This is a genomic window from Nonomuraea polychroma (assembly GCF_004011505.1).
GTDB lineage: Bacteria > Actinomycetota > Actinomycetes > Streptosporangiales > Streptosporangiaceae > Nonomuraea > Nonomuraea polychroma.
Window position 1 is genome coordinate 1,192,107 of record NZ_SAUN01000001.1, and the last position, 20,425, is coordinate 1,212,531.

The following is a 20,425-nucleotide window of genomic DNA, read 5'->3' on the forward strand; positions in this document are numbered from 1 at the left end:
CGGCTCAGAGTTCGTTGTCGATGAATGAGAAGATCTCCTCATCCGTGGCGTCGCCGATCTTCCCGCTGATGTCAGTGCGGTCCTCGCCGGCGTCGTCGATCCTGAACAGGAAGTCGCGCAGCCGCGTCGCGACGCGGCGCCGCACGCCGTCGCCGGCCGTGCCGGCAAGGACGGCCGCCTCCAGCCGGTCGAATTCGGCGAGCAGAGCCTCCTGGACGGACACCTCGGACGGCGCCAGCTCGGCACGGAGGAACTCGGCCAGGGCGAGCGGGTTCGGATGGTCGAAGACCACCGTGGCCGGCAGCCGCAGGCCGACGGCGGCGCCGAGCCGGTTCCGCAGCTCGACCGCCGTGAGCGAGTCGAAGCCCGCCTCCTTGAACGCCATGTCCCCGGCCAGCGCCGTCGGCACGCTGTGCCCGAGGATGACGGCGGCGTGCGTGCGCACCAGCTCCACCATGATCTCCAGCTGCTCGGCCGCCGGACGGCCCGCCAGCCGCGCCGTCCACTGCGCGGTCGCCGACGTGTCGCCTTCGCCCGCGCTGGCCGTCCGCCGTACCGACCCGCGGACCAGGCCCGACAGCAACGGCGGCAGCGTGCCGGACCGCGCCAGCCGGTGCAGGGCGGCGGGGTCCAGCAGCGCGGGGACGGTCGCGGCGCGCCCGCCCGCAACAGCGGCGTCGAACAGCGCCAGTCCGTGCTCGTCCGGCATCGCCCGCACGCTCGCCCGCGAGATGCGCGCCCGGTCAGTGGTGTCGAGCTGCGCGGTACGCGTGCTGGTGGTCTCCCACAGCCCCCACGCGAGCGAGGTTGCCGGCCGGCCGTGGGTGCGGCGGTGGTGTGCGAGGGCGTCGAGGTAGGTGTTGGCGGCGGCATAGTTAGCCTGGCCCGGGTTCCCGGTGGTACCGGAGATCGAGGAGAAGACGATGAAGTGAGCCAGATCGTGATCTTGGGTGAGGTGATGCAGATGCTGCGCGGTGGTGATCTTGGGGGTGAGGACGGTGGCGAGGTGGTCACGGGTGAGGTTGGGGATGGTGGCGTCGTCCAGCACGGCGGCGGTGTGGATGACGGCCGTGAGGGGGTGCCCGGCCGGGATGGCCGCAATGGCCTGCCGCAGCGCCTCGGGGTCGGTGGTGTCGCAGGCCAGGATGCGTGCCTGCGGGCCGAGGTCGGCTTGGAGCCGGTCGGCGCCGGGGGCGTCGGGGCCCTGGCGGCTGAGCAGCAGGAGGCGGCGGACGCCGTGGCGGCCGGCCAGGTGGCGGGCGAGCAGGCCGCCCAGGGTGCCCGTCCCGCCCGTGATCAGCACCGTTCCCTCGGGATCGAACTCCCTCGGCAGCGTCAGCGCCAGCTTGCCGACGTGCCGCCCTTGGCTCATGAAGCGGAACGCCTCGTGCGCGTGCCGGATGTCCCAGGCCGTTGTCGGCAGCGGCGCCAGCTCCCCGCATTCGAACAGCTCCCGCAGCTCGGCGAACATCGCGCGTACGCTGTCCGGCCCGTCCTGGTCCAAGTTGTAGGCCTGGTACGTGATCCCCGGATGGTCGCGGTAGACCTCGGCGGCGTCACGGATGTCCGTCTTGCCCATCTCCAGGAAGTAGCCGCCCTCGGCCACCAGCCGCAGCGAGGCGTCGGTGGCCTCGTTCGCCAGGGAGTTCAGCACCACATCGATGCCTCGCCCTCGGGTGACCGCGTCGAACTGCTTCTCGAAGTCGAGCGTGCGGGAGTTCGCGATGTGGTCGTCGTCGAACCCCAGGGCCCGCAGCACGTGCTGCTTGCCGGGACTGGCCGTCGTGAACACCTCCGCGCCCCAGTGCCGGGCCAGCTCGATGGCGGCGAGGCCGACCCCGCCGGTGGCGGTGTGCACGAGCACGCTCTGCCCGGCGCCCAGACCGGCCAGCTCCTTCAGCCCGTAGTACGCGGTCAGGTACGCGACCACCGCCGAGGCCGCCTGCAGGTCGGTCCACCCGGCGGGAGCGGGAATGACCAGCCGCTGGTCGGTGACCGCGACGGGCGCTAGGGAGCCGCCCTTGAACAGACCCATGACCCGGTCGCCGACCGCGATCCCGGAGACCCCCGGCCCCACGTCGGTGACCACGCCGCACGCCTCGCCGCCGATGATCTCCTGACCGGGAACCATCTCGAGGGTGACGAGGATGTCGCGGAAGTTCACCCCGGCCGCCCGTACCGCCACCCGTACCTCGCCCTCGGCCAGGGGACGGTGTGCGGCGGGGTTGTCGATGACGGCGAGGGTCTCCAGCGAGCCAGTCCCGTCGGCCTCCAGCCGCCAGTCGTCGCGGCCTGCCGGGATCCGCAGCGCCGGGGCGGCGTCCGCGCGGACCAGGCGCGGCGCGTACAGCCCTCCGTGCCTGAGCGCGAGCTCCGGCTCCCCCGCACCCAGGAGCGCCGCCACCAGCTCGGCGGTGAGGTCGGCGCGGCCGAGGTCGGCGAGCGTGATGCGGTCAGGGTTCTCCGACTGGGCCACACGGACGAAGCCGTGCGCCGCGGCGGCGCCCAGGTCGGGTACGTCCTCGCCCTCATGCGTGGCCACCGCGTCGCGCGTCGCCACCAGCATGCGCGACACGGCGAAACGTTCGTCGGCCAGCCACGGCTGGATCACCTCCAGCAGCCCGCCGGCGACGGTGTGCGGATCCGACCCGCGCGGGCACAGGACGAGCAGCGTGTCGGGTGGCGCGGCGCCGGAGCCGACGGCCGCCGCCAGCTCCGCGAACGTCGGATACGCCACCGCGTCCGCCAGCCCCGGGTCCTCGCCGACGACCGCCAGCCTCCCCGCTGCGCCGGGGACGGGCTCAGGCACCGCCGTCCAGTCGAGGTGGAACAGCGAGTTGTGCAGGTCGGCGCGGTCCGCGGCGAGCTCGCCACCCTCGAGCGCACGCAGGGTGAGGTCGTTCACCGTGGCGACCGGCCCCCCCGCGGGGTCGAAGACCGCCAGCGTCACCGCGTCCTGGCCGGTGGGCGTGACCTGGACGCGCAGCCGGGTTGCGCCTTCGGCGTGCAGGCCGACACCCGTCCAGGAGAAGGGCAGCCGTACCTGGGTGACGTCGGGGTCGATCAGCGCGATCGCGTGCAGTGCGGCGTCGAGCAGGGCCGGATGCACCCCGAAACCGGCCGTGTCGGCGTCCTCGGGCAGCCCCACCTCGGCGTACACGCTGTCCCCCGCACGCCAGGCGGAGGTGAGGCCGCGGAAGGGGGCGCCGTAGGTCAGACCCATGCCGGCGAGCCGCTCGTAGAAGTCCTCGACGTCGATCGGCACGGCTCCCGCCGGCGGCCACGCGGCGGGCGCGGTGGGCTCCGCCACGACGTGCGGGGCGAGGGTGCCGGTGCCGTGGCACGTCCACGGCCGGCCCGGCTCCGCGCTGTCAGACCGGGAGTAGACCGCGCACGGCCGGTGCCCCTCCTCGTTCGCCGCCCCCACGGTGACCTGAAGCTGCACCGCGCCCGCGGCGGGCAACACGAGCGGCGAGCGCAGCAGGAGGTCCTCGATCCGCGCGCAGCCCACCTGGGCTGCCGCGTGCAAGAGAAGGTCCAGGTACGCGGTGCCGGGAAGGAGGGCCTGATCGCGGACGGCGTGCCCGGCCAGCCAGGGGTGGCTGCGCAGCGAAAGCCTGCTGGTGAACATGACGCCCTCCGGCTCCGGCAGCTCGATCGCGGCACTGAGCAGCGGATGCCCCGCGTCGGTCAGCCCGGCCGCGGCCACGTCCGCCACGGGCGGCGCCTCCAGCCAGTACGGCCTGCGCTGGAAGGCGTACGTGGGCAGGTCGACTTGGCGCCCGCCCGCGGGAAAGACGGTGTCCCAAGCGACGGCGACGCCTTCGGCGTGCGCGTGGGCGGCCGCCGCCATGAGCCGCCGGTGACCGCCGTGCTTGCGGCGCAGGGTGTGCAGGACCTTGGCCTCCGCGCCCGCGTCGGCGACGGTCTCCTGGAGTGAGCCGCTCAGCAGCGGGTGCGGGCTCACCTCGATGAACACGTCGTGTCCCGCGGCGATCAGGGCGCGTGAGGCGTCTTCGAAGCGCACCGGCTCGCGCATGTTGCGGTACCAGTACGCGGCGTCCAGCTTGGCGGTGTCCAGGTGCCCGCCGGTCACGGTCGAGTAGAAGGGGACCTCGCCGGTCGCCGGCGACACCGGCGCGAGGACGTCCAGCAGGTGGTCGTAGAACACGTCCACCTGGGCCGAGTGTCCGGCAGTGTCCACGCCGGGCACCATGCGGGCCTCGATGCCGTCTTCCTTCAGTTCGGCGACGAGCTCGGCCAGGGCGTCCGGGTATCCCGTGACGGCCGTGGTGCCCGGGCTGTTGACCGCGGCGACGGACAACCGCTCGCCCCAGCGCGCCATCCGTTGCCGCAGGCTCTCGTGGTCGAGCGAGACCGCTGCCATGCCGCCCTGCCCGGCCAGCTTCAACCACGCCTGGCTCCGCAGCGCCACGACCCTGGCCGCGTCGTCGAGCGACAGCCCGCCCGCCACGTACGCGGCGGCGATCTCGCCCTGCGAGTGCCCGACCACGGCCGACGGCCGCACGCCGAGGTCGCGCCACGCCGCCGCCAGGGACACCATCATGGTGAACAACACCGGCTGCACCACGTCCACCCGGTCGAGCGAGGCCGCGCCGGCCTCCTGGCGCAGCACGGCTCCCACCGACCAGTCCAGGTACGCGCGGAAGGCCGCCTCGCACGCCTCGACACTCTCACGGAACGCCGGTGAGCACTCCAGCAGGCCCGCCGCCATCGCGGGCCACTGCGAGCCCTGCCCAGGGAAGACGAACGCCACCTTGCCCTTGCCGCTCACCTGCCCCTGCACCAGCGCGGGATGGGTGTCGCCGAGCGAGAGCGCGTGCAGCGCCTGCCGCCGCTCCTCGGGGTCGTCCGTGATGACGGCGGCACGGTGCACGTGATGCGTACGGGCGGCCAGCGCCTTGGCGACGTCGCCCGCCTCGTGCCGGGCACCGTCCGCGAAGTCGTGCAGCCGGGAGGCCTGAGCCCGCAGAGCCTGCTCGGAACGGGCGGAGACGAGCCAGGGCAAGTGATCTCCGGTCACCGGCGCCTGCTCGGCCGCCGGGGCCACCTCGAGGATGAGGTGGGCGTTGGTGCCGCTGATGCCGAACGACGACACCGCCGCGCGACGCGGCCGGTCCGCCTCGGGCCAGAGCGTGGCCTCGCCGAGCAGGCTGATGTTGCCCGTGCTCCAGTCCACGTGCGGGGTCGGCTCGTCAATGTGCAGGCTCTTGGGCAACACGCCGTGGCGCATCGCCTGGACCATCTTGATGATGCCCGCCACGCCCGCGGCCGCCTGCGTGTGGCCGATGTTGGACTTGATCGACCCGAGATAGAGCGGACGGGGCCGGTTGTGCCCGTACGTCTCCATGAGGGCCTGGGCCTCGATGGGGTCGCCGAGCGTGGTGCCGGTGCCGTGCGCCTCGACCGCGTCCACCTCATCGGGCGTCAGACCGGCGCCGGCCAGCGCGGCGTGGATGACCCGCCGCTGCGAGGGCCCGTTGGGGGCCGAGAGCTGGCTGCTGGCGCCATCCTGGTTGACCGCGCTACCCCGGATGACGGCCAGGATCGGGTGCCCGTTGCGCTCGGCCACCGACAACCGCTCCAGCACCACGAGCCCCGCGCCCTCGCTGAAGGCGGTCCCGTCGGCCGCGGCGGCGAACGGCTTGCACCGGCCGTCGGGGGCCAGCCCACGCTGGCGGCTGAACTCGACGAAAACGCCCGGCGAGCTCATCACCGTGACCCCGCCGGCCAGGGCCAGCTCACACTCGCCGCTCCGCAGCGCCTGGGCCGCCAGGTGGACGGCCACCAGGGAGGACGAGCACGCGGTGTCCACGCTGACCGCCGGGCCCTCGAAGCCGAAGGTGTGCGATATGCGCCCGGAGGCCACGGCGTACGAGCTGCCCGTGTTCAGGTACGCCTCGACCTCCTCCGGCACTTGGTGCATGAGACGGCCGCCGTAGTCGCCGTACATGATGCCGGTGAAGACGCCGGTCGAGCTCCCGCGCAACGCTGTGGGATCGAGGCCCGCCCGTTCGATGGCCTCCCACGCCGTCTCCAGCAGAATGCGCTGCTGGGGGTCGATGGCCAGCGCCTCGCGCGGGCTGATCCCGAAGAACTCCGCGTCGAACTGGTCCGCGTCGTACAGGAACCCGCCGTTGCGGACGTACGACTTGCCGGCCCTGTCGGGATCCGCGTCGAACAGCCCCTCCAGGTCCCAGCCCCGGTTCGAAGGGAAGTCCGAGATCGCGTCCCTGCCCTCGGCGACCAGCTCCCACAGCTCGTCGGGCGAGCCCGCGCCACCGGGATAGCGGCAGGCCATGCCCACGATCGCGATCGGCTCCTGCACCACCGACTCGGCTTCAAGGAGACGCTGCCGGGTCTGGTGGAGCTCGGCGGTCACGCGCTTGAGGTACTCACGGAGCCTGTTCTCATTGGACATCTGGCGGTCACCCTCGCTCATCTATCTGGAACCTTCAGGAAAGCCCGAGCTCGTTGTCGATCAGCTGGAAAACCTCGTCGTCGGTGGCCGCGTCGATCGCGTCCAGGACGCTGCCGTTGGAGCCCTGGGTCTCCGTGAGCCTCAGCAGGAAGCTCCGGAGCCGGGTGGACAGCGCCAGCCGGTCATCCGGGCCGATCGACACCAGGTCCGCCTCCAGCAGGTCGAGCCCAGTCAGGACGGAGTCGGTCGCGGCCGCGCCGTTCGGGACGAACTCGCCGCGCAGGTAGTCCGCGAGCGAGCGGGGGGTGGCGTGGTCGAAGACGACCGTCGTGGGCAGGCGCAGGCCCGCGGCGCCGTTCAGCCGGTTGCGCAGCTCCACCGCCGTGAGCGAGCTGAAACCCATGTCGAGGAACCCGCGGTCCGCATCGACCCGTGCCGGTGAGTCGTGGCCGAGCACGGCGGCCACGTGCGAGCGTACGAACTCCAGCAGCATCGCCTGCTGCTCCTCCTTCGCCAGACCGGCCAGGCGATCCGCGAGCGCCTGCGGCGCGGCAGGCCCGCGCTGCGGTACGCGTACCAGGCCGCGGAGCAGCTGCGGCAGCAACCCGGATGCGGCCTGCCGCTCCAGCCCCGCCGTGTCGATCCGCGCCGGGACCACGAACGGCCGCCCTCGCTCCAGCGCGGCGTCGAACAGCGTCAGCGCTTCCTCGTCCGTGAGGGGTGCGACACCGGTCCTGCCCAGCCTGCCGCGATCGGCGGCGTCGAGCCTCGCCGTGAGCGTGCTGGTGGTCTCCCACAGGCCCCAGGCGAGTGAGATGGCCGGCCGGCCGTGGGCGTGGCGGTGGTGTGCGAGGGCGTCCAGGTAGGTGTTGGCGGCGGCGTAGTTGCCCTGCCCCGGGCTGCCCAGGACTCCGGCGACGGATGAGAAGAGGACGAAGGCTGACAGGTCTGCCGATGCGGTGAGCTGGTGGAGATTCCAGGCGGCGTCGGCCTTGGGGCGGAGGACGGTGTCCATGTGTTCGCCGGTGAGCTGGGGGATGGTGGCGTCGTCAACCGTGCCGGCCGCGTGGACGACCGCGCGGAGCGGCCGGTCCTGTGGGATGGCGCCCAGGACGGCTCGTAGCGCGTCAGGGTCGGCGGTGTCGCAGGCGGCGATGGTGGTTTCGGCGCCGAGGGCGGTCAGTTCCTGCTGGAGGTCTGCCGCGCCGGGGGCGTCGGGGCCCTGGCGGCTGAGCAGCAGGAGGTGGCGGATGCCGTGATGGGTGGCCAGGTGGCGCGCGAGGAGGCCGCCCAGGGTGCCCGTCCCGCCCGTGATCAGCACCGTCCCCTCCGGATCCAGCTTGGCGCCGTCGCCGTACCCGGACGCCGAAGCGCGCGCCAGCCTGGGGGCGAGCCAGACGCCCTGGCGCAGCGCCAACTGCGGCTCACCGCTCGCCAGCGCCGCCGGCAGCTCGTCCCCGTGCAGATCGCCGTCGGTGTCGACGAGCACGAAGCGGCCGGGGTTCTCCGACTGGGCCGCGCGGACCAGCCCCCACACCGGGGCCGCCGCCAGATCGTGTACGTCCTCCCCCGCGCCGGCCGCCACCGCGCGTCGCGTCACCACGACCAGCGGCGTGTCGCCGAACCTGTCATCCGACAGCCAGCCCTGCACCAAGGCGAGCGCCTCGCCGGCGACGACGTGCGGGTCACCGTCCGGCCCGCCCGCGAACCGCGCGACCACCACACCCGGCCGCGGCGCGCCGCCGTCCATGGCCGCACGCAGCGCTGCGAGATCCCGGTGACGGCGCGTCCGGCCGTCTCCGTTGCCCGCCTCCGCCTCTCCGAGCACGGTACGCGGCCCCGCCAGCGGCGGCACGTCGGACGGGACTCGCGCCGGCACCCAGTCGACCTCGAACAGCAGCCCTGAGTCCTTGCGCAGCTGCTGGGCCGTGAGCCGCCGCAGCGTGAGCGCCCCGATCGACGCGACGGGCCGGCCGGCCCCGTCGGCCAGCTCCACCCGTACGCCGTCGTCCGCGGCCGGGGTCACCCGGACCCGATACCGCCCCTCGCCGGCCGACGCGTGCAGCCGCACCGAACTCCACGAGTACGGCAGCATGATCCCCGCTGCCGGGTCGTTCGCGAGCAGGATCGGATGCAGCGCGGCGTCCAGCAGGGCGGGATGCACCGCGAACCGTCCGCCGTCCAGGTCCTCGGCGAGTTCGATCTCGGCGAAGACCTCCTCGCCCAGCCGCCAGGCGGCCCGCATGCCCTGGAACGCGGGCCCGTAGTCGAGTCCGGCGCGGCTCAGGCGCTCGTAGAAGTCGCTGACGTCCAAGGCCTGCGCGCCGGCGGGCGGCCAAGCTCTTGGTGCTTCGGGGGCAGGGGGCGGCGGCTCGTCGGTGAGCGTGCCCGTGGCGTTGACCTGCCACTCCTCGTCTGACGGACGGCGGGACCGGATGGTGATCGACGTGGCGCCGTCCTCGGCGGGCGGGGTGATCAGGACCTGGACGTGACGGCCGGACTCGTCGGTGAGGTCGAGGGGCGTGTGCAACACGAGCTCCTGGAGGCACGGGATGCCGAGCTGGAGAACGGCCTCAACCAGTGCGGTGCCGGGAAGCAGCGTGGTCGCGTGGATCTGATGATCGGCGACCCACGGGTGAGTGGTGCGGGAGACGCTGCCGGTGAACAGACGTGCCCCGTCGGGGAGCTGGGTGGTGTTGGTGAGGAGCGGGTGGTGGGTCGCGTTGAATCCTTGGGTGGGGTCTGTGGTGGTGGGTGGTGGGTTGAGCCAGTAGTGGTGGTGTTGGAAGGGGTAGGTGGGGGGTTGGGCGTGGTGGGGGTGTGGGGGCCAGGGGAGGTTGGTGTGGGTGTGGAGGGTGGCGAGGGTGTGGGGGTGTGGGGTGAGGTGGTGGTGGGTGGTGGCGCCGAGTTGGTGGAGGGTGGTGAGGGTTTGGGTGTGGCGGACGGGTTGGCGGATGTGGGTGGTCCAGTAGTGGGGGGTGGTGATGTGGTGGGGGTCGGCGAGTTGGCCGGTGAGGTTGCAGAGGATGGGGGTGGTGGGGGGGTGGTAGGTGATGGTTTGGGCGGTGTGGTGGAAGGGTTTGAGGATGGGGTCGGTGTGGGGGGAGTGGTAGGCGTGGTTGACGTTGAGTGGGGTGGTTTTGCGGCCTTGGGTGTGCCAGTGGTGGGTGATGGTGGCGATGTTGTGGGGGTTGCCGCTGATGATGGTGGTGGTGGGGGTGTTGGTGGCGGCGATGGCGGTGTCGGGGAGGAGGGTGGGGGTGATTTCTTCTTCGGTGGCGTGGATGGCGGTCATGGCGCCGGGGGGCATGGTGGCCATGAGGGTGGCGCGGGTGGTGATGAGGGTGGTGGCGTCGGGGAGGGTGAGGATGCCGGCGTGGTGGGCGGCGGCGTAGAGGCCGATGGAGTGGCCGGTGAGGTAGTCGGGGGTGATGTGGTGGTGTTTGAGGAGGTGGGCGAGGGCGGTGTGGTAGGTGAAGAGGGCGGGTTGGGTGTATTGGGTGGTGTGCAGGAGGTGGGCGTGGGGGTGGTGTTCGGGGGCGAACATGACGGTTTTGAGTGGGGGGTTGAGGGGGAATTGGGCGGCGATGTGGTCGAGGTGGTGGGCGAAGGTGGGGTGGGTGTGGTAGAGGTCGCGGCCCATTTGGTGGCGTTGGGTGCCTTGGCCGGAGAAGAGGAAGGCGGTGGTGCCGGGTGGGGGTGGGGTGTAGTGGTGGGTGATGAGGGCGGGGTGGCTTTGGCCGTGGGCTAGGGCGTGGAGGGCGTCGCGGAGTTGGGTTTCGTCGTGGGTGAGGATGGCGGCGCGGTGGGGGTGGCGGGTGCGGGGGCCGAGGGCGTGGGCGATGTCGTTGGCGGGTAGGTGGGGGTTGGCTTGGCGGTAGTGCAGGATGTGGGTGGCGTAGGCGCGTAGGGCTTGTTCGGAGCGGGCCGACAGCAGCCAGGGCAGGGCGGGCTGCGGGCCGAACTCATCGGCCTGCTCGTTGTGCGCCTGCCCGTTGTGTGCCTGCCCGTTGTGTGCCTGCCCGTTGTGTGCCTGCCCGTTGTGCGCCTGCCCGTTCTGCGCCTGCTCGTTGTGCGCTTGCTCGTTGTGTGCCTGCCCGTGTGGCGGCTGCCTGTCTGGTGTGGCGTCTTGCTTGGTGGGGGCGGCTTCGAGGATGAGGTGGGCGTTGGTGCCGCTGATGCCGAAGGAGGAGATGCCGGCGCGGCGTGGCTGGTTGGTTTGTGGCCAGGGGGTGGCGTGGGTGAGCAGGGTGATGTTGCCGGTGCTCCAGTCGACGTGGGGGGTGGGTTGGTCGATGTGGAGGCTGGCTGGGAGCAGGCCGTGGTGGATGGCTTGGACCATTTTGATGATGCCGGCGACGCCGGCGGCGGCTTGGGTGTGGCCGATGTTGGATTTGACCGATCCCAGGTATAGGGGGTGGGGCCGGTTGTGGCCGTAGGTGGCGAGCAGGGCTTGGGCTTCGATGGGGTCGCCGAGGGTGGTGCCGGTGCCGTGGGCTTCGACGGCGTCGATCTGGTCGGTTCTTAGCCGGGCGTTGGCGAGCGCGGCGTGGATGACCCGCTGCTGGGAGGGCCCGTTGGGGGCGGTCAGGCCGTTGCTGGCGCCGTCTTGGTTGACCGCGCTGCCCCGGATCACGGCCAGTACCCGATGCCCCTGACGCTCGGCTGCCGACAACCGTTCCAGCAGCAGCAGACCGACGCCCTCACCGAACGCCGTGCCGTCGGCGGCGGCCGCGAACGGCTTACACCGGCCGTCAGGCGCCAGCCCCCGCTGACGGCTGAACTCGATGAAGGTGGCGGGCGTGGCCATTACCGTCACCCCACCGGCAAGCGCCAGATCGCACTCCCCGGAGCGCAGGGACTGCGCGGCGAGGTGGATGGCCACCAGTGACGACGAGCATGCCGTGTCGATGCTGACCGCCGGGCCTTCGAATCCGAACGTGTAGGAGATCCGCCCAGAGGCGACGCTCGCGTAGCTGCCCTTGCGCAGGAATCCTTCGAGCTCCTCCGGCGCATGCCGCACCTGATCGCCGTAATCCCCGTACATGACGCCCGTGAAAACCCCGGTCGCGCTGCCGCGCAGCGCCGTCGGGTCGAGGCCGGCCCGTTCGAGCGTCTCCCACGCCGTCTCCAGCAGCAGCCGCTGCTGCGGATCCATGGCCAGTGCCTCACGCGGGCTGATCCCGAAGAAGTCGGCGTCGAAGCCGGCGGCGTCCTCAAGGAAACTGCCATGCCGTGCGTAGCTCTTGCCTGGCGCGTCCGGGTCGGGATCGTAGAGCGTCTCGACGTTCCAGCCCCGGTCGGACGGGAAGTCGCCGATGACGCTGCGACCGTCGGCGAGGACCCGCCACAGGTCCTCCGCGGAATGCACGCCGCCAGGGAAGCGGCAGCCGATCCCGACGATGGCGATCGGATCGTCCGAGGAAGCGTCGGCCGCCGGCGCCACGGCCGGGGCGGCGGGCCGATGGCCGGTCGCCTCCGCCTGCAGATGCCTGGCGAGAGCCCGGATACTTGGGTGGTCGAAGATCAGGGTGGGGCTGAGCCGCATGCCGGTGCTCACTGCCAGCCGGTTACGCAGGTCCAGCGCCATGAGAGAGTCGAACCCGAGCTCCTTGAACGCCCGCTCCGCATCGATCTCCCCGGGCGAGCCGTGGCCGAGCACGACGGCCACCTGGGTGCGCAGCAGTTCCAGCGCCGCTTCCAGTTGCTCGCCATCCGGCAGGGCGGCCAGTTGCTCTCGCCACGACATGGACCCGTCGCCTCCCACCGCGGCGGCCCGGCGGATCGGTGCGCGAACCAGACCGCGCAGGACAGGCGAGATCTCCTCGCCGGCCCGGCGCAGCCCGGCCAGGTCGAACTTGGCCGGGACCACCACGGCCTGTTCCGCCGCGAGGGCGGCTTCGAAGAGCGACAGCCCGTCGGCGGCGGCGATCGGCACCAGCCCGCCGCGACTCAGCCTGGCCAGGTCCGCCTGCGAGAGGTTGCCGGTCATTCCGCTGGCGTCCGCCCACAGGCCCCAGGCATGGGAGGAGGCGGGCAGTCCCGCGGCCCGGCGGTGCTCGGCCAGCGCGTCGAGGAAGGTGTTGGCGGCGCAGTACGCCGCCTGCCCGGCGCTGCCGATGAGTCCCGTGACGGACGAGAGCAGGATGAACGCCGACAGGTTCATGTGACGGGTGAGTTGGTGCAGGTGCCACGCGCCGTCGACCTTGGGACGCAGCACGGTGTCCAGCCGGTCGGGAGTGAGGTTCTCGATGACGCCGTCGTCGAGGACGCCCGCCGCGTGCACGACAGCCGTCAACGGGTGCCCGGCGGGAATGGAGCCGAGCAACTCGGCCACGGCGTCCCGGTCGGCGAGATCGCAGGCGGCGATCGTCACGTCGGCGCCGAGCGCCGCGAGCTCGGCCGCGAACTCCTCGGCGCCCTCGGCGCTACGGCCCCGACGGCTGGTCAGCAGGAGCCTGCGGGCGCCGTGCCCCGAGACCAGATGGCGGGTCAGGAGCCTTCCGACGGTACCGGTAGCACCGGTTACCAGCACCGTTCCGGCCGACAGCGGGCCGGACTCCGTCAGCGCGGGGTCGGTTTCCGTCGCGGCGGGGCCGGTTCTCGACGGCTGGGGCATGCGGGCCAGCCTGGGCAGGAACAGCCCGCCCTCCCGTACCGCGATCTGTGGCTCGTCCAAGGCCAGCGCCGCGGCCAGCGTGCGGCTCATGGACTGGTCGGCGGCGAGGTCTCGAGGGTCCGGGAGGTCGCCCGGGTCCTTCTGGACCAGCGCGTCGCCCAGGTCGAGGAGGAGGAACCGGCCCGGGTTCTCGGTCTGGGCCGCGCGGACCAACCCCCACAGAGGAGCGGTGACCAGTTCGGGCGTCTCTCCCTCGGCGACGGTGACGGCGCGGTTGGTGACCATGACCAGCCGGGAGCCGGCGAAGTCGGGATCGGCGAGCCACTCCTGCAGGAGCACCAGCGAGGCGTGCATCGCCTGACGAGCGGCATCAGGAACAGCTCCCGCAGCGGCCTTGTCTCCGGACGATGGAGTCCTGGTGGAGATGATTTCGCCCGATGGGATCGCGGGGGTGCCGGCTTGGGCCGTTGAGCCGGTGGAGGCCGCTTCGGCCGGCTGGGCCGAGGCGGCGGGCACAGAGCCGGTGGTCAAGGCTGCCGGCAGGGGGGCGGTGGTGAAGACGGCGTCCGGGACCGGGGCGCCGGCGGCGATGGCCGCCTTCAGCGCCGCGAGGTTCTCGTAGCGGGGCGCGGCCAGACCGCCTAAAGAGCCGAGTGTCGCCCACGTTCCCGGCGAAGGCTCGCCGGAGACCGTGGCGCGCAGCCAGTCGAGCCGGTACAGCGGGTCCGCCGCCGACGCGGCCAGCTGTTCAAGAGGAGCGGGACGTGTGATGAGCGACCGGGCCGTGAGGATCGGCAACCCGTCCGTGCCGGCGATGGTCAGCGCGGCCCCGTCCGGCTCGGTGAGCGACCAGTGCACTCGGGCCGCCGTCGCCCCGGTCGCGTGCAGTGCCACGCCGGTCCACGAGAACGGCAGCAGGATCTGGCCCTGATCGTCGGCACCCAGGAGGCCGGCCGGTTGGAGGGCGTGCAGTGCGGCGTCCAGCAGGGCGGGGTGGATGCCGAAGCGCAGGGCGTCGGCGTGCTCGGGCTCGGCCAGCCGCACCTCGCCGTACAGCCCGTCCTTTCCCCGCCACAGGGCCTGCAGCCCTTGGAAGGCGGGGCCGTATTCGTACCCCTGGTCGGCGAGGTCCGCGTACAACTCGGCGACGGCGACCGGCTCGGCACCGGGCGGCGGCCAGGCAGCGAGCGAGGGGTGCCGCTCGCCGGCCGGGCGGGCGGCGAGCATGCCGCGCCCGTGGCAGGTCCACGAGCCGCCCGCGTCGGGACGCGAGTGGATGCCGACCGCGCGGCGGCCATCGTCGTCGGCCACGCCGACGATCACCTGGAGCCGGATCTGGCCGGACTCGGGGATCAGGAGCGGCGACTCCAGGTTCAGCTCCTCCAGCACGTCGCATTCGGTGTCGCGCGCCGCGTGCAGGGCGAGCTCGACCAGGGCGGCGCCGGGCAGGAGGGCGGTACCGGCGATCGCGTGGTCGGCGAGCCACGGATGCGTCTGCCGCGACAGCGCGCCGGTCAGGATGAGCTGCTCGCCCTCGGACACCTCGATCGTCGCACCCAGCAGCGGGTGGTCGGCCGTGGCGATCCCTGGCACACCAGCTGCGGGCGCCCGCAGCCAGTAACGCGTGCGCTGGAAGGCATAGGTAGGCAGCTGGACGGGGTCGAGCTCCGACACCTCGAACGCCCCCGACCAGTCCACGGGGGCCCCGTGCACGAACGCCTCGGCCAGGCCGGCCGTGAAGCGGCGCAGCCCGCCGTCGTCGCGCCGCAGCGACCCGACCACCCCGCTGGGGCCGGACGAGGCGTCCTCCAGCGTCTCGCGGATGCCGGCGGTGAGCACCGGGTGCGGGCTGGCTTCGATGAACACGCGGTAGCCGTCGTCGGACAGCGCTCTGATGGCCTGCTCGAACTCCACGGTCTGTCTGATGTTCCGGTACCAGTAACCGGCGTCGAGAGTGGCGGTGTCGAGGGGGCCGCCCGTGACCGTCGAGTAGAAGGCGGTCTCGCAAGCCCTCGGCTCGATGTCCCGCAAGTCCTCCAGCAGCCGCTCGCGGAGCGGCTCCACGTGCGGCGAGTGGGACGCGTAGTCCACGGGGATACGGCGGGCCCGCACGCCGTCGGCCTGATAGGCGGTCAGCAGCTCGTCGAGCGCCGCGGAGTCCCCGGCGACCACGGTGGAGGAAGGGCCGTTGCGGGTGGCGATGTTCAGCCGGCCGCCGAATCGATCCAGGTCGCCGGAGACACGGCCATGCGGCAGCGGGACGGACACCAGGCCGCCGCTGCCCGCGAGGTCGACCAGTGCCTGGCTGCGCAGGACCACGACGCGGGCGGCATCCTCCAGGGACAGCGCGCCCGCAACGCAGGCCGCGCTGATCTCTCCCTGGGAGTGGCCGACGACGGCGTCCGGGACGACCCCGTACGAGCGCCAGAGCTCGGCCAGCGACACCATCACGGCGAACAGCGCGGGCTGCACCACATCCACCCGCTCGAGGAGGTCGGCGTTGCGGAGCGCGTCCTCCAGCGACCAGTCGATCAGGCCGGACATGGCTCGCTCGCATTCCCGCATCCGCTCGCGGAACACCGGCGAGCTGTCGAGCAGGTCCAGCGCCATCCCGGCCCACTGGGAGCCCTGGCCGGGGAAGACGAACACGGTCCTGCCGGGGGCGCCGGAGACGCTGCCCGAGATGACGTTGGGCGCATCCGCGCCGTGGGCCACGGCACCTAGCCCGCGCAGGGCCTCCTCCCGGTCGGCGGCGACGATCACCGCCCGGTGCTCCAGCACCGACCGGGTGGTGGCCAGCGCGGCCCCGAGCGCGGCGTTGCCGATGCCCGGCTCGGCGTTCTGGAGGTGGTCGAGCAGCCGCTGCGCCTGGCTACGCAGCCCGGCCGCGGAGTGACCGGTGACGAGCAGCGGCACCGGAGCGGCATGGCCGGTGCTGCCCGTCGCCTGCTCCGCGAGGGCGTGGCCGGTGCTGCCCGGCGCCTGCTCCAGGAGGACGTGGGCGGTGCTGCCCGGCGCCTGCTCCAGGATCACATGCGCGTTGGTGCCGCTGATGCCGAACGACGACACGCCCGCGCGGCGCGGCTGCCCGGTCTCGGGCCAGGCTACGGCCTTGCTGAGCAGCTCGACGCCGCCCGACCAGTCGACGTGCGGCGACGGCTGGTCGGCGTGCAGCGTGCGCGGCAGCCGCCCGTGCCGCATCGCCTGAACCATCTTGATGACACCACCCACGCCGGCGGCGGCCTGGGTGTGGCCGATGTTGGACTTGAGCGACCCCAGGTAAAGGGGACGGGCCCGGTCCCGGCCGTAGGCGGCGATGAGCGCCTCGGCCTCGATCGGGTCGCCGAGCACGGTTCCCGTGCCGTGCGCCTCCACGGCGTCCACCTCACAGGGGGACAGCCGGGCGTCCGCCAGGGCCTGCCTGATCACGTCCTGCTGTGCGGTTCCGCTGGGCGCGGTGAGACCGTTGCTGGCCCCGTCCTGGTTGATCGCCGAGCCACGCAGCACGGCGAGGACCCGATGGCCGTTGCGCTGCGCGTCCGACAGCCTTTCCATGACGACGAGGCCGACGCCCTCCGACCACGAGGTGCCGTCCGCGCCGGCGGAGAACGCCTTGGAACGCCCGTCGGGGGCCAGCCCGCGCTGGCGGCTGAACTCCACGAACATGCCGGGCGACGCCATGACCGCCACACCGCCGGCCAGCGCCAGCGAGCACTCCCCGCGCCGCAGAGCCTGCGCGGCCAGGTGGATGGCGACCAGCGACGACGAGCAGGCCGTGTCCACGGTGACGGCGGGCCCGGTCAGCCCGAGCGTGTAGGCGATCCGGCCCGAGGCCACGCTCGTGGTGGCCCCGGTGAGGAGGTAGCCGTCCAGGCCCTCGGGCGCCTCGTGCAGGCGTGGGCCGTAGTCCTGCGACATCGCGCCCACGAACACCCCGACCGGCGCGCCGCGCCAGGACGTCGGAGGAGCGCCCGTCCGCTCGAGCGCCTCCCACGACGTTTCGAGCAGCAGCCGCTGTTGGGGGTCCATGGCCAGCGCCTCGCGCGGGCTGATGCCGAAGAAACTCGCGTCGAAGAGGTCGGCGTCATACAAGAACCCGCCCTCTTTCACGTACGAGGTGCCGTACGTCCCGGGGCGGGGGTCGTACAGGGCGTCCAGGTCCCAGCCGCGGTTGTCGGGGAATGCGCCGATCGCGTCCCGCTCCTCGGCGACCAGGTCCCACAGCTCGTCCGGCGAGCGGGCGCCACCGGGGTAGCGGCAGGCCATGGCCACGATGGCGATCGGCTCGTCGACCGGCGTGGCGACCGGCCGCGACGCCGTTCCGGAATCATCGAGGTCGGCCAGCCGGGAGCGCAGGTGCTTGACCAGCGCGGCAGGCGTGGGATGGCTGAAGGTCAGCCCGGCGGGCAGCGTCAGGCCGGTCGCCTCGGTGAGCCGGTCTCGTAGCTCCACCGCCGACAGCGAGTCGAAGCCGAGGTCCTTGAACGTCCTGTCGGGGTCCACCGCCTCGGGCTCGCTGTGGCCCAGGACGGCTGCGGCGCCCGCGCGGACGACGCCGAGCAGCAAGTGCTCCTGCTCCTTGTCCGGCAGGCCCGCCGCCCGGCCGGCCCAGGACTCCGCCGCTGCCACATCGCCGCCGGGCGCGCCCGTGTCCGCCTGCGGCGCTGGGCCCGGAGGCGACTCCAGGGCCGCGGCAGGCCGCGGCTCATCGTCCGCGGCGAGCTCCGGCCAGTAGCGCCTGCGTTGGAAGGCGTACGTCGGGAGCGGCACCCTACGGCCGCACTCCGCCGTCCACCGCACCGGCACGCCGTTCACGTGGGCGCGTGCCAAGCCCGTGAGGAACGCCTCGGGCTCGGGGCGCCGGGAGCTGAGCGTGGGCACGAGGACCGGCGGCGCGCCGTCGGAGGCCAGGCACCGCTCGGCGAGCCCCGTGAGCACCCCGCCAGGGCCCAGCTCCAGGTACACGTGGGTGCCGCAGGCCCGGAGCGTCTCGATGCCGTCGCGGAACCTGACGGCCTGGCGGACGTGGCGGGCCCAGTAGGCCGGCGTGTCCAGGTCCTCGGCGATCCGCCCGGTGACGTTCGAGACGATCGGTATGGACGGCGCGTGGTACGTCAGCCCCGCCGCGACCTCCTCCAGCTCCGTCAGCATCGGGTCCATGCGGGGCGAGTGGAACGCGTGGCTGACACGTAGCCGTTTCACCTTGCGTCCCGCGGACTCCCACCGGGCGGCCAGCTCGGCCACCGCGTCCTCGTCACCCGAGACGACCACCGACCCGGGGCTGTTGACGGCGGCGACGGCGACCCGTGCCGAGCCCGCCAGCGCGTCGAGCACTTCCGGCTCTGACGCCTCGACGGAGACCATCGCTCCACCGGGCGGGAGGTCCTGCATGAGCCGGGCGCGGGCCGCGACCAGCGTGCAGGCGTCGTCGAGCGAGAGCACCCCGGCCACGTGCGCGGCCGACAACTCGCCGATCGAGTGCCCGATGAGGTGGTCAGGACGCAGCCCCCAATGCTCGGCCAGCCGGAACAGGGCCACCTCCACGGCGAAGATCGCCGTCTGCGTGTACATGGTCTGGTCCAGCAGCCCGGCCCGGTCCGCGCCGAAGACCACCTCGCGGAGCGGATGGTCCAGCGCGGGGTCCAGCCGCCGGCACACCTCGTCGAAGGCCGCCGCGAACATGGGGTACGACGCGTACAGGTCGCGGCCCATGCCCGGATACTGGCTGCCCTGGCCGGTGAAGAGCACGGCGAGCCCGCCCGGCGCGGCGCGGCCGCGTACCACGCCGCCCCTCCCGGTGGCCAGCGCGTCCAGGCCGGCGAGCAGGGCGTCGCGGTCGCGGCCGAGTACGACGGCACGGTGCTCGAAGGACGTCCTGGTGGCCGCCAGCGACCAGCCCACGTCCCCGGGGTCGAGGCCAGGACGCTCCTCCAGGTGGGCACGCAACCGCTCCGCCTGCGCGGCCAGCCCCCCGGGGTCGCGCGCGGACAGAACCCACGGAACGACCGGCGTACGCTCCACGCCGGCCACAGCATCGGCGGGGTCCTCGCCGGCGGATGCCGCCTGGGTGCCGGCCCGCTCCACGGCCCCGAGCACGACGTGGCAGTTCGTGCCGCCCATCCCGAAGGAGCTCACGCCCGCCAGCGGCGCCGCACCGGGCCACGGTCCCAGGGCGGTCGCGACGCGTAGCCCGAGCGCATCGAGGTCGATGCGCGGGTTCGGGGTCTCGAAGTTGAGACTCGGCGGCACCTCGCCATGGCGGACGGCCAGCGCCATCTTGATCAGCCCGACGACCCCGGCGGCCCCCTCCAGGTGCCCGACGTTGGTCTTGGCCGACCCCACCACCAGCAAGCGCTCGCGCCCAGGCCCGAACACCGCGCCCAGCGCGGCCGCCTCGATTGGGTCGCCCACCTTGGTCCCGGTCCCGTGCAACTCGACGACCTGCACCTCGGCGGGGTCTACGGAAGCGCGCCGGCAGGCGAGCCTGATGACCTCCTCCTGGGCCTCCCGGCTCGGCACGGTGAGCGCCTCGGTGCCGCCGTCGTTGTTGACGGCGCTGCCGAGGATCACGCCGTAGACGGGGTCGCCGTCGGCGAGCGCCGCAGCCAGCGGCTTGAGCACGACGAATGCTCCGCCCTCGCCCCGCACGAACCCGTTGGCCCGCGCGTCGAACGTGTAACAACGCCCGTCGGGCGACAACGCGCCGAACCCGGCCGCCCTCGCCGTGCTCTCCGGCCCGACGATGAGGTTCACGCCGCCGGCCAGGGCCAGGCTCGACTCGCCCTCCCGCAGGCTCTGGCAGGCCAGGTGAACGGCGACCAGCGAGGACGCCTGCGCCGCGTCGATCGTCACGCTCGGCCCGCGCAGCCCCAGCGTGTACGACACCCGGTTGGCGATGATGCCGCGCACGGTGCCCGCCATCGTGTGGGAGGTCACCGCCGCGCCGCCCCGCCGCGTCAACAGGGCCGCGTAGTCGTCGCCCATGGTGCCGACGAACACCCCGGTCCCGGTGCCCACGAGGGCGCCGGGCACGATCGCCGCGTCCTCCAGCGCCTCCCATGCCAGCTCCAGCATGAGCCGCTGCTGCGGGTCCATCTCCACCGCCTCACGCGGCGAGATGCCGAAGAAGCCCGCGTCGAACGCGCCGACGTCGTCGAGCAGCCCGGCATGGCGGACGCCGCCGACGGCGCCGACGCGGTCCGGGAGCAACTCTGAAATGGCGCTCCGGCCGTCACGCAATAATTGCCAGAACGCTTCGGGGCCTTCCGCCCCCGGCAGACGGCAGGCGATTCCCACAATCGCCACCGGGAACGCCTGATCCGTACCGGATATATCAAAGACGCGCCCGTCGGACATCTATTCCC

Annotated in this window: 2 protein-coding genes; both read right to left on the minus strand. The window is 72.8% G+C overall.

Translation table 11 applies throughout. From position 1 onward, the window contains the following. Window positions 1–4 precede the first annotated feature (4 nt). Complete coding sequence (locus EDD27_RS05275; protein ID WP_206641260.1) at window positions 5–6,463, minus strand: type I polyketide synthase; 6,459 nt, start codon at window positions 6,461–6,463, stop codon at window positions 5–7. Window positions 6,464–6,476: 13 nt separating this feature from the next. Further along, complete coding sequence (locus EDD27_RS56320; RefSeq protein ID WP_164903489.1) at window positions 6,477–20,366, minus strand: type I polyketide synthase; 13,890 nt, start codon at window positions 20,364–20,366, stop codon at window positions 6,477–6,479. Window positions 20,367–20,425: the final 59 nt, after the last annotated feature.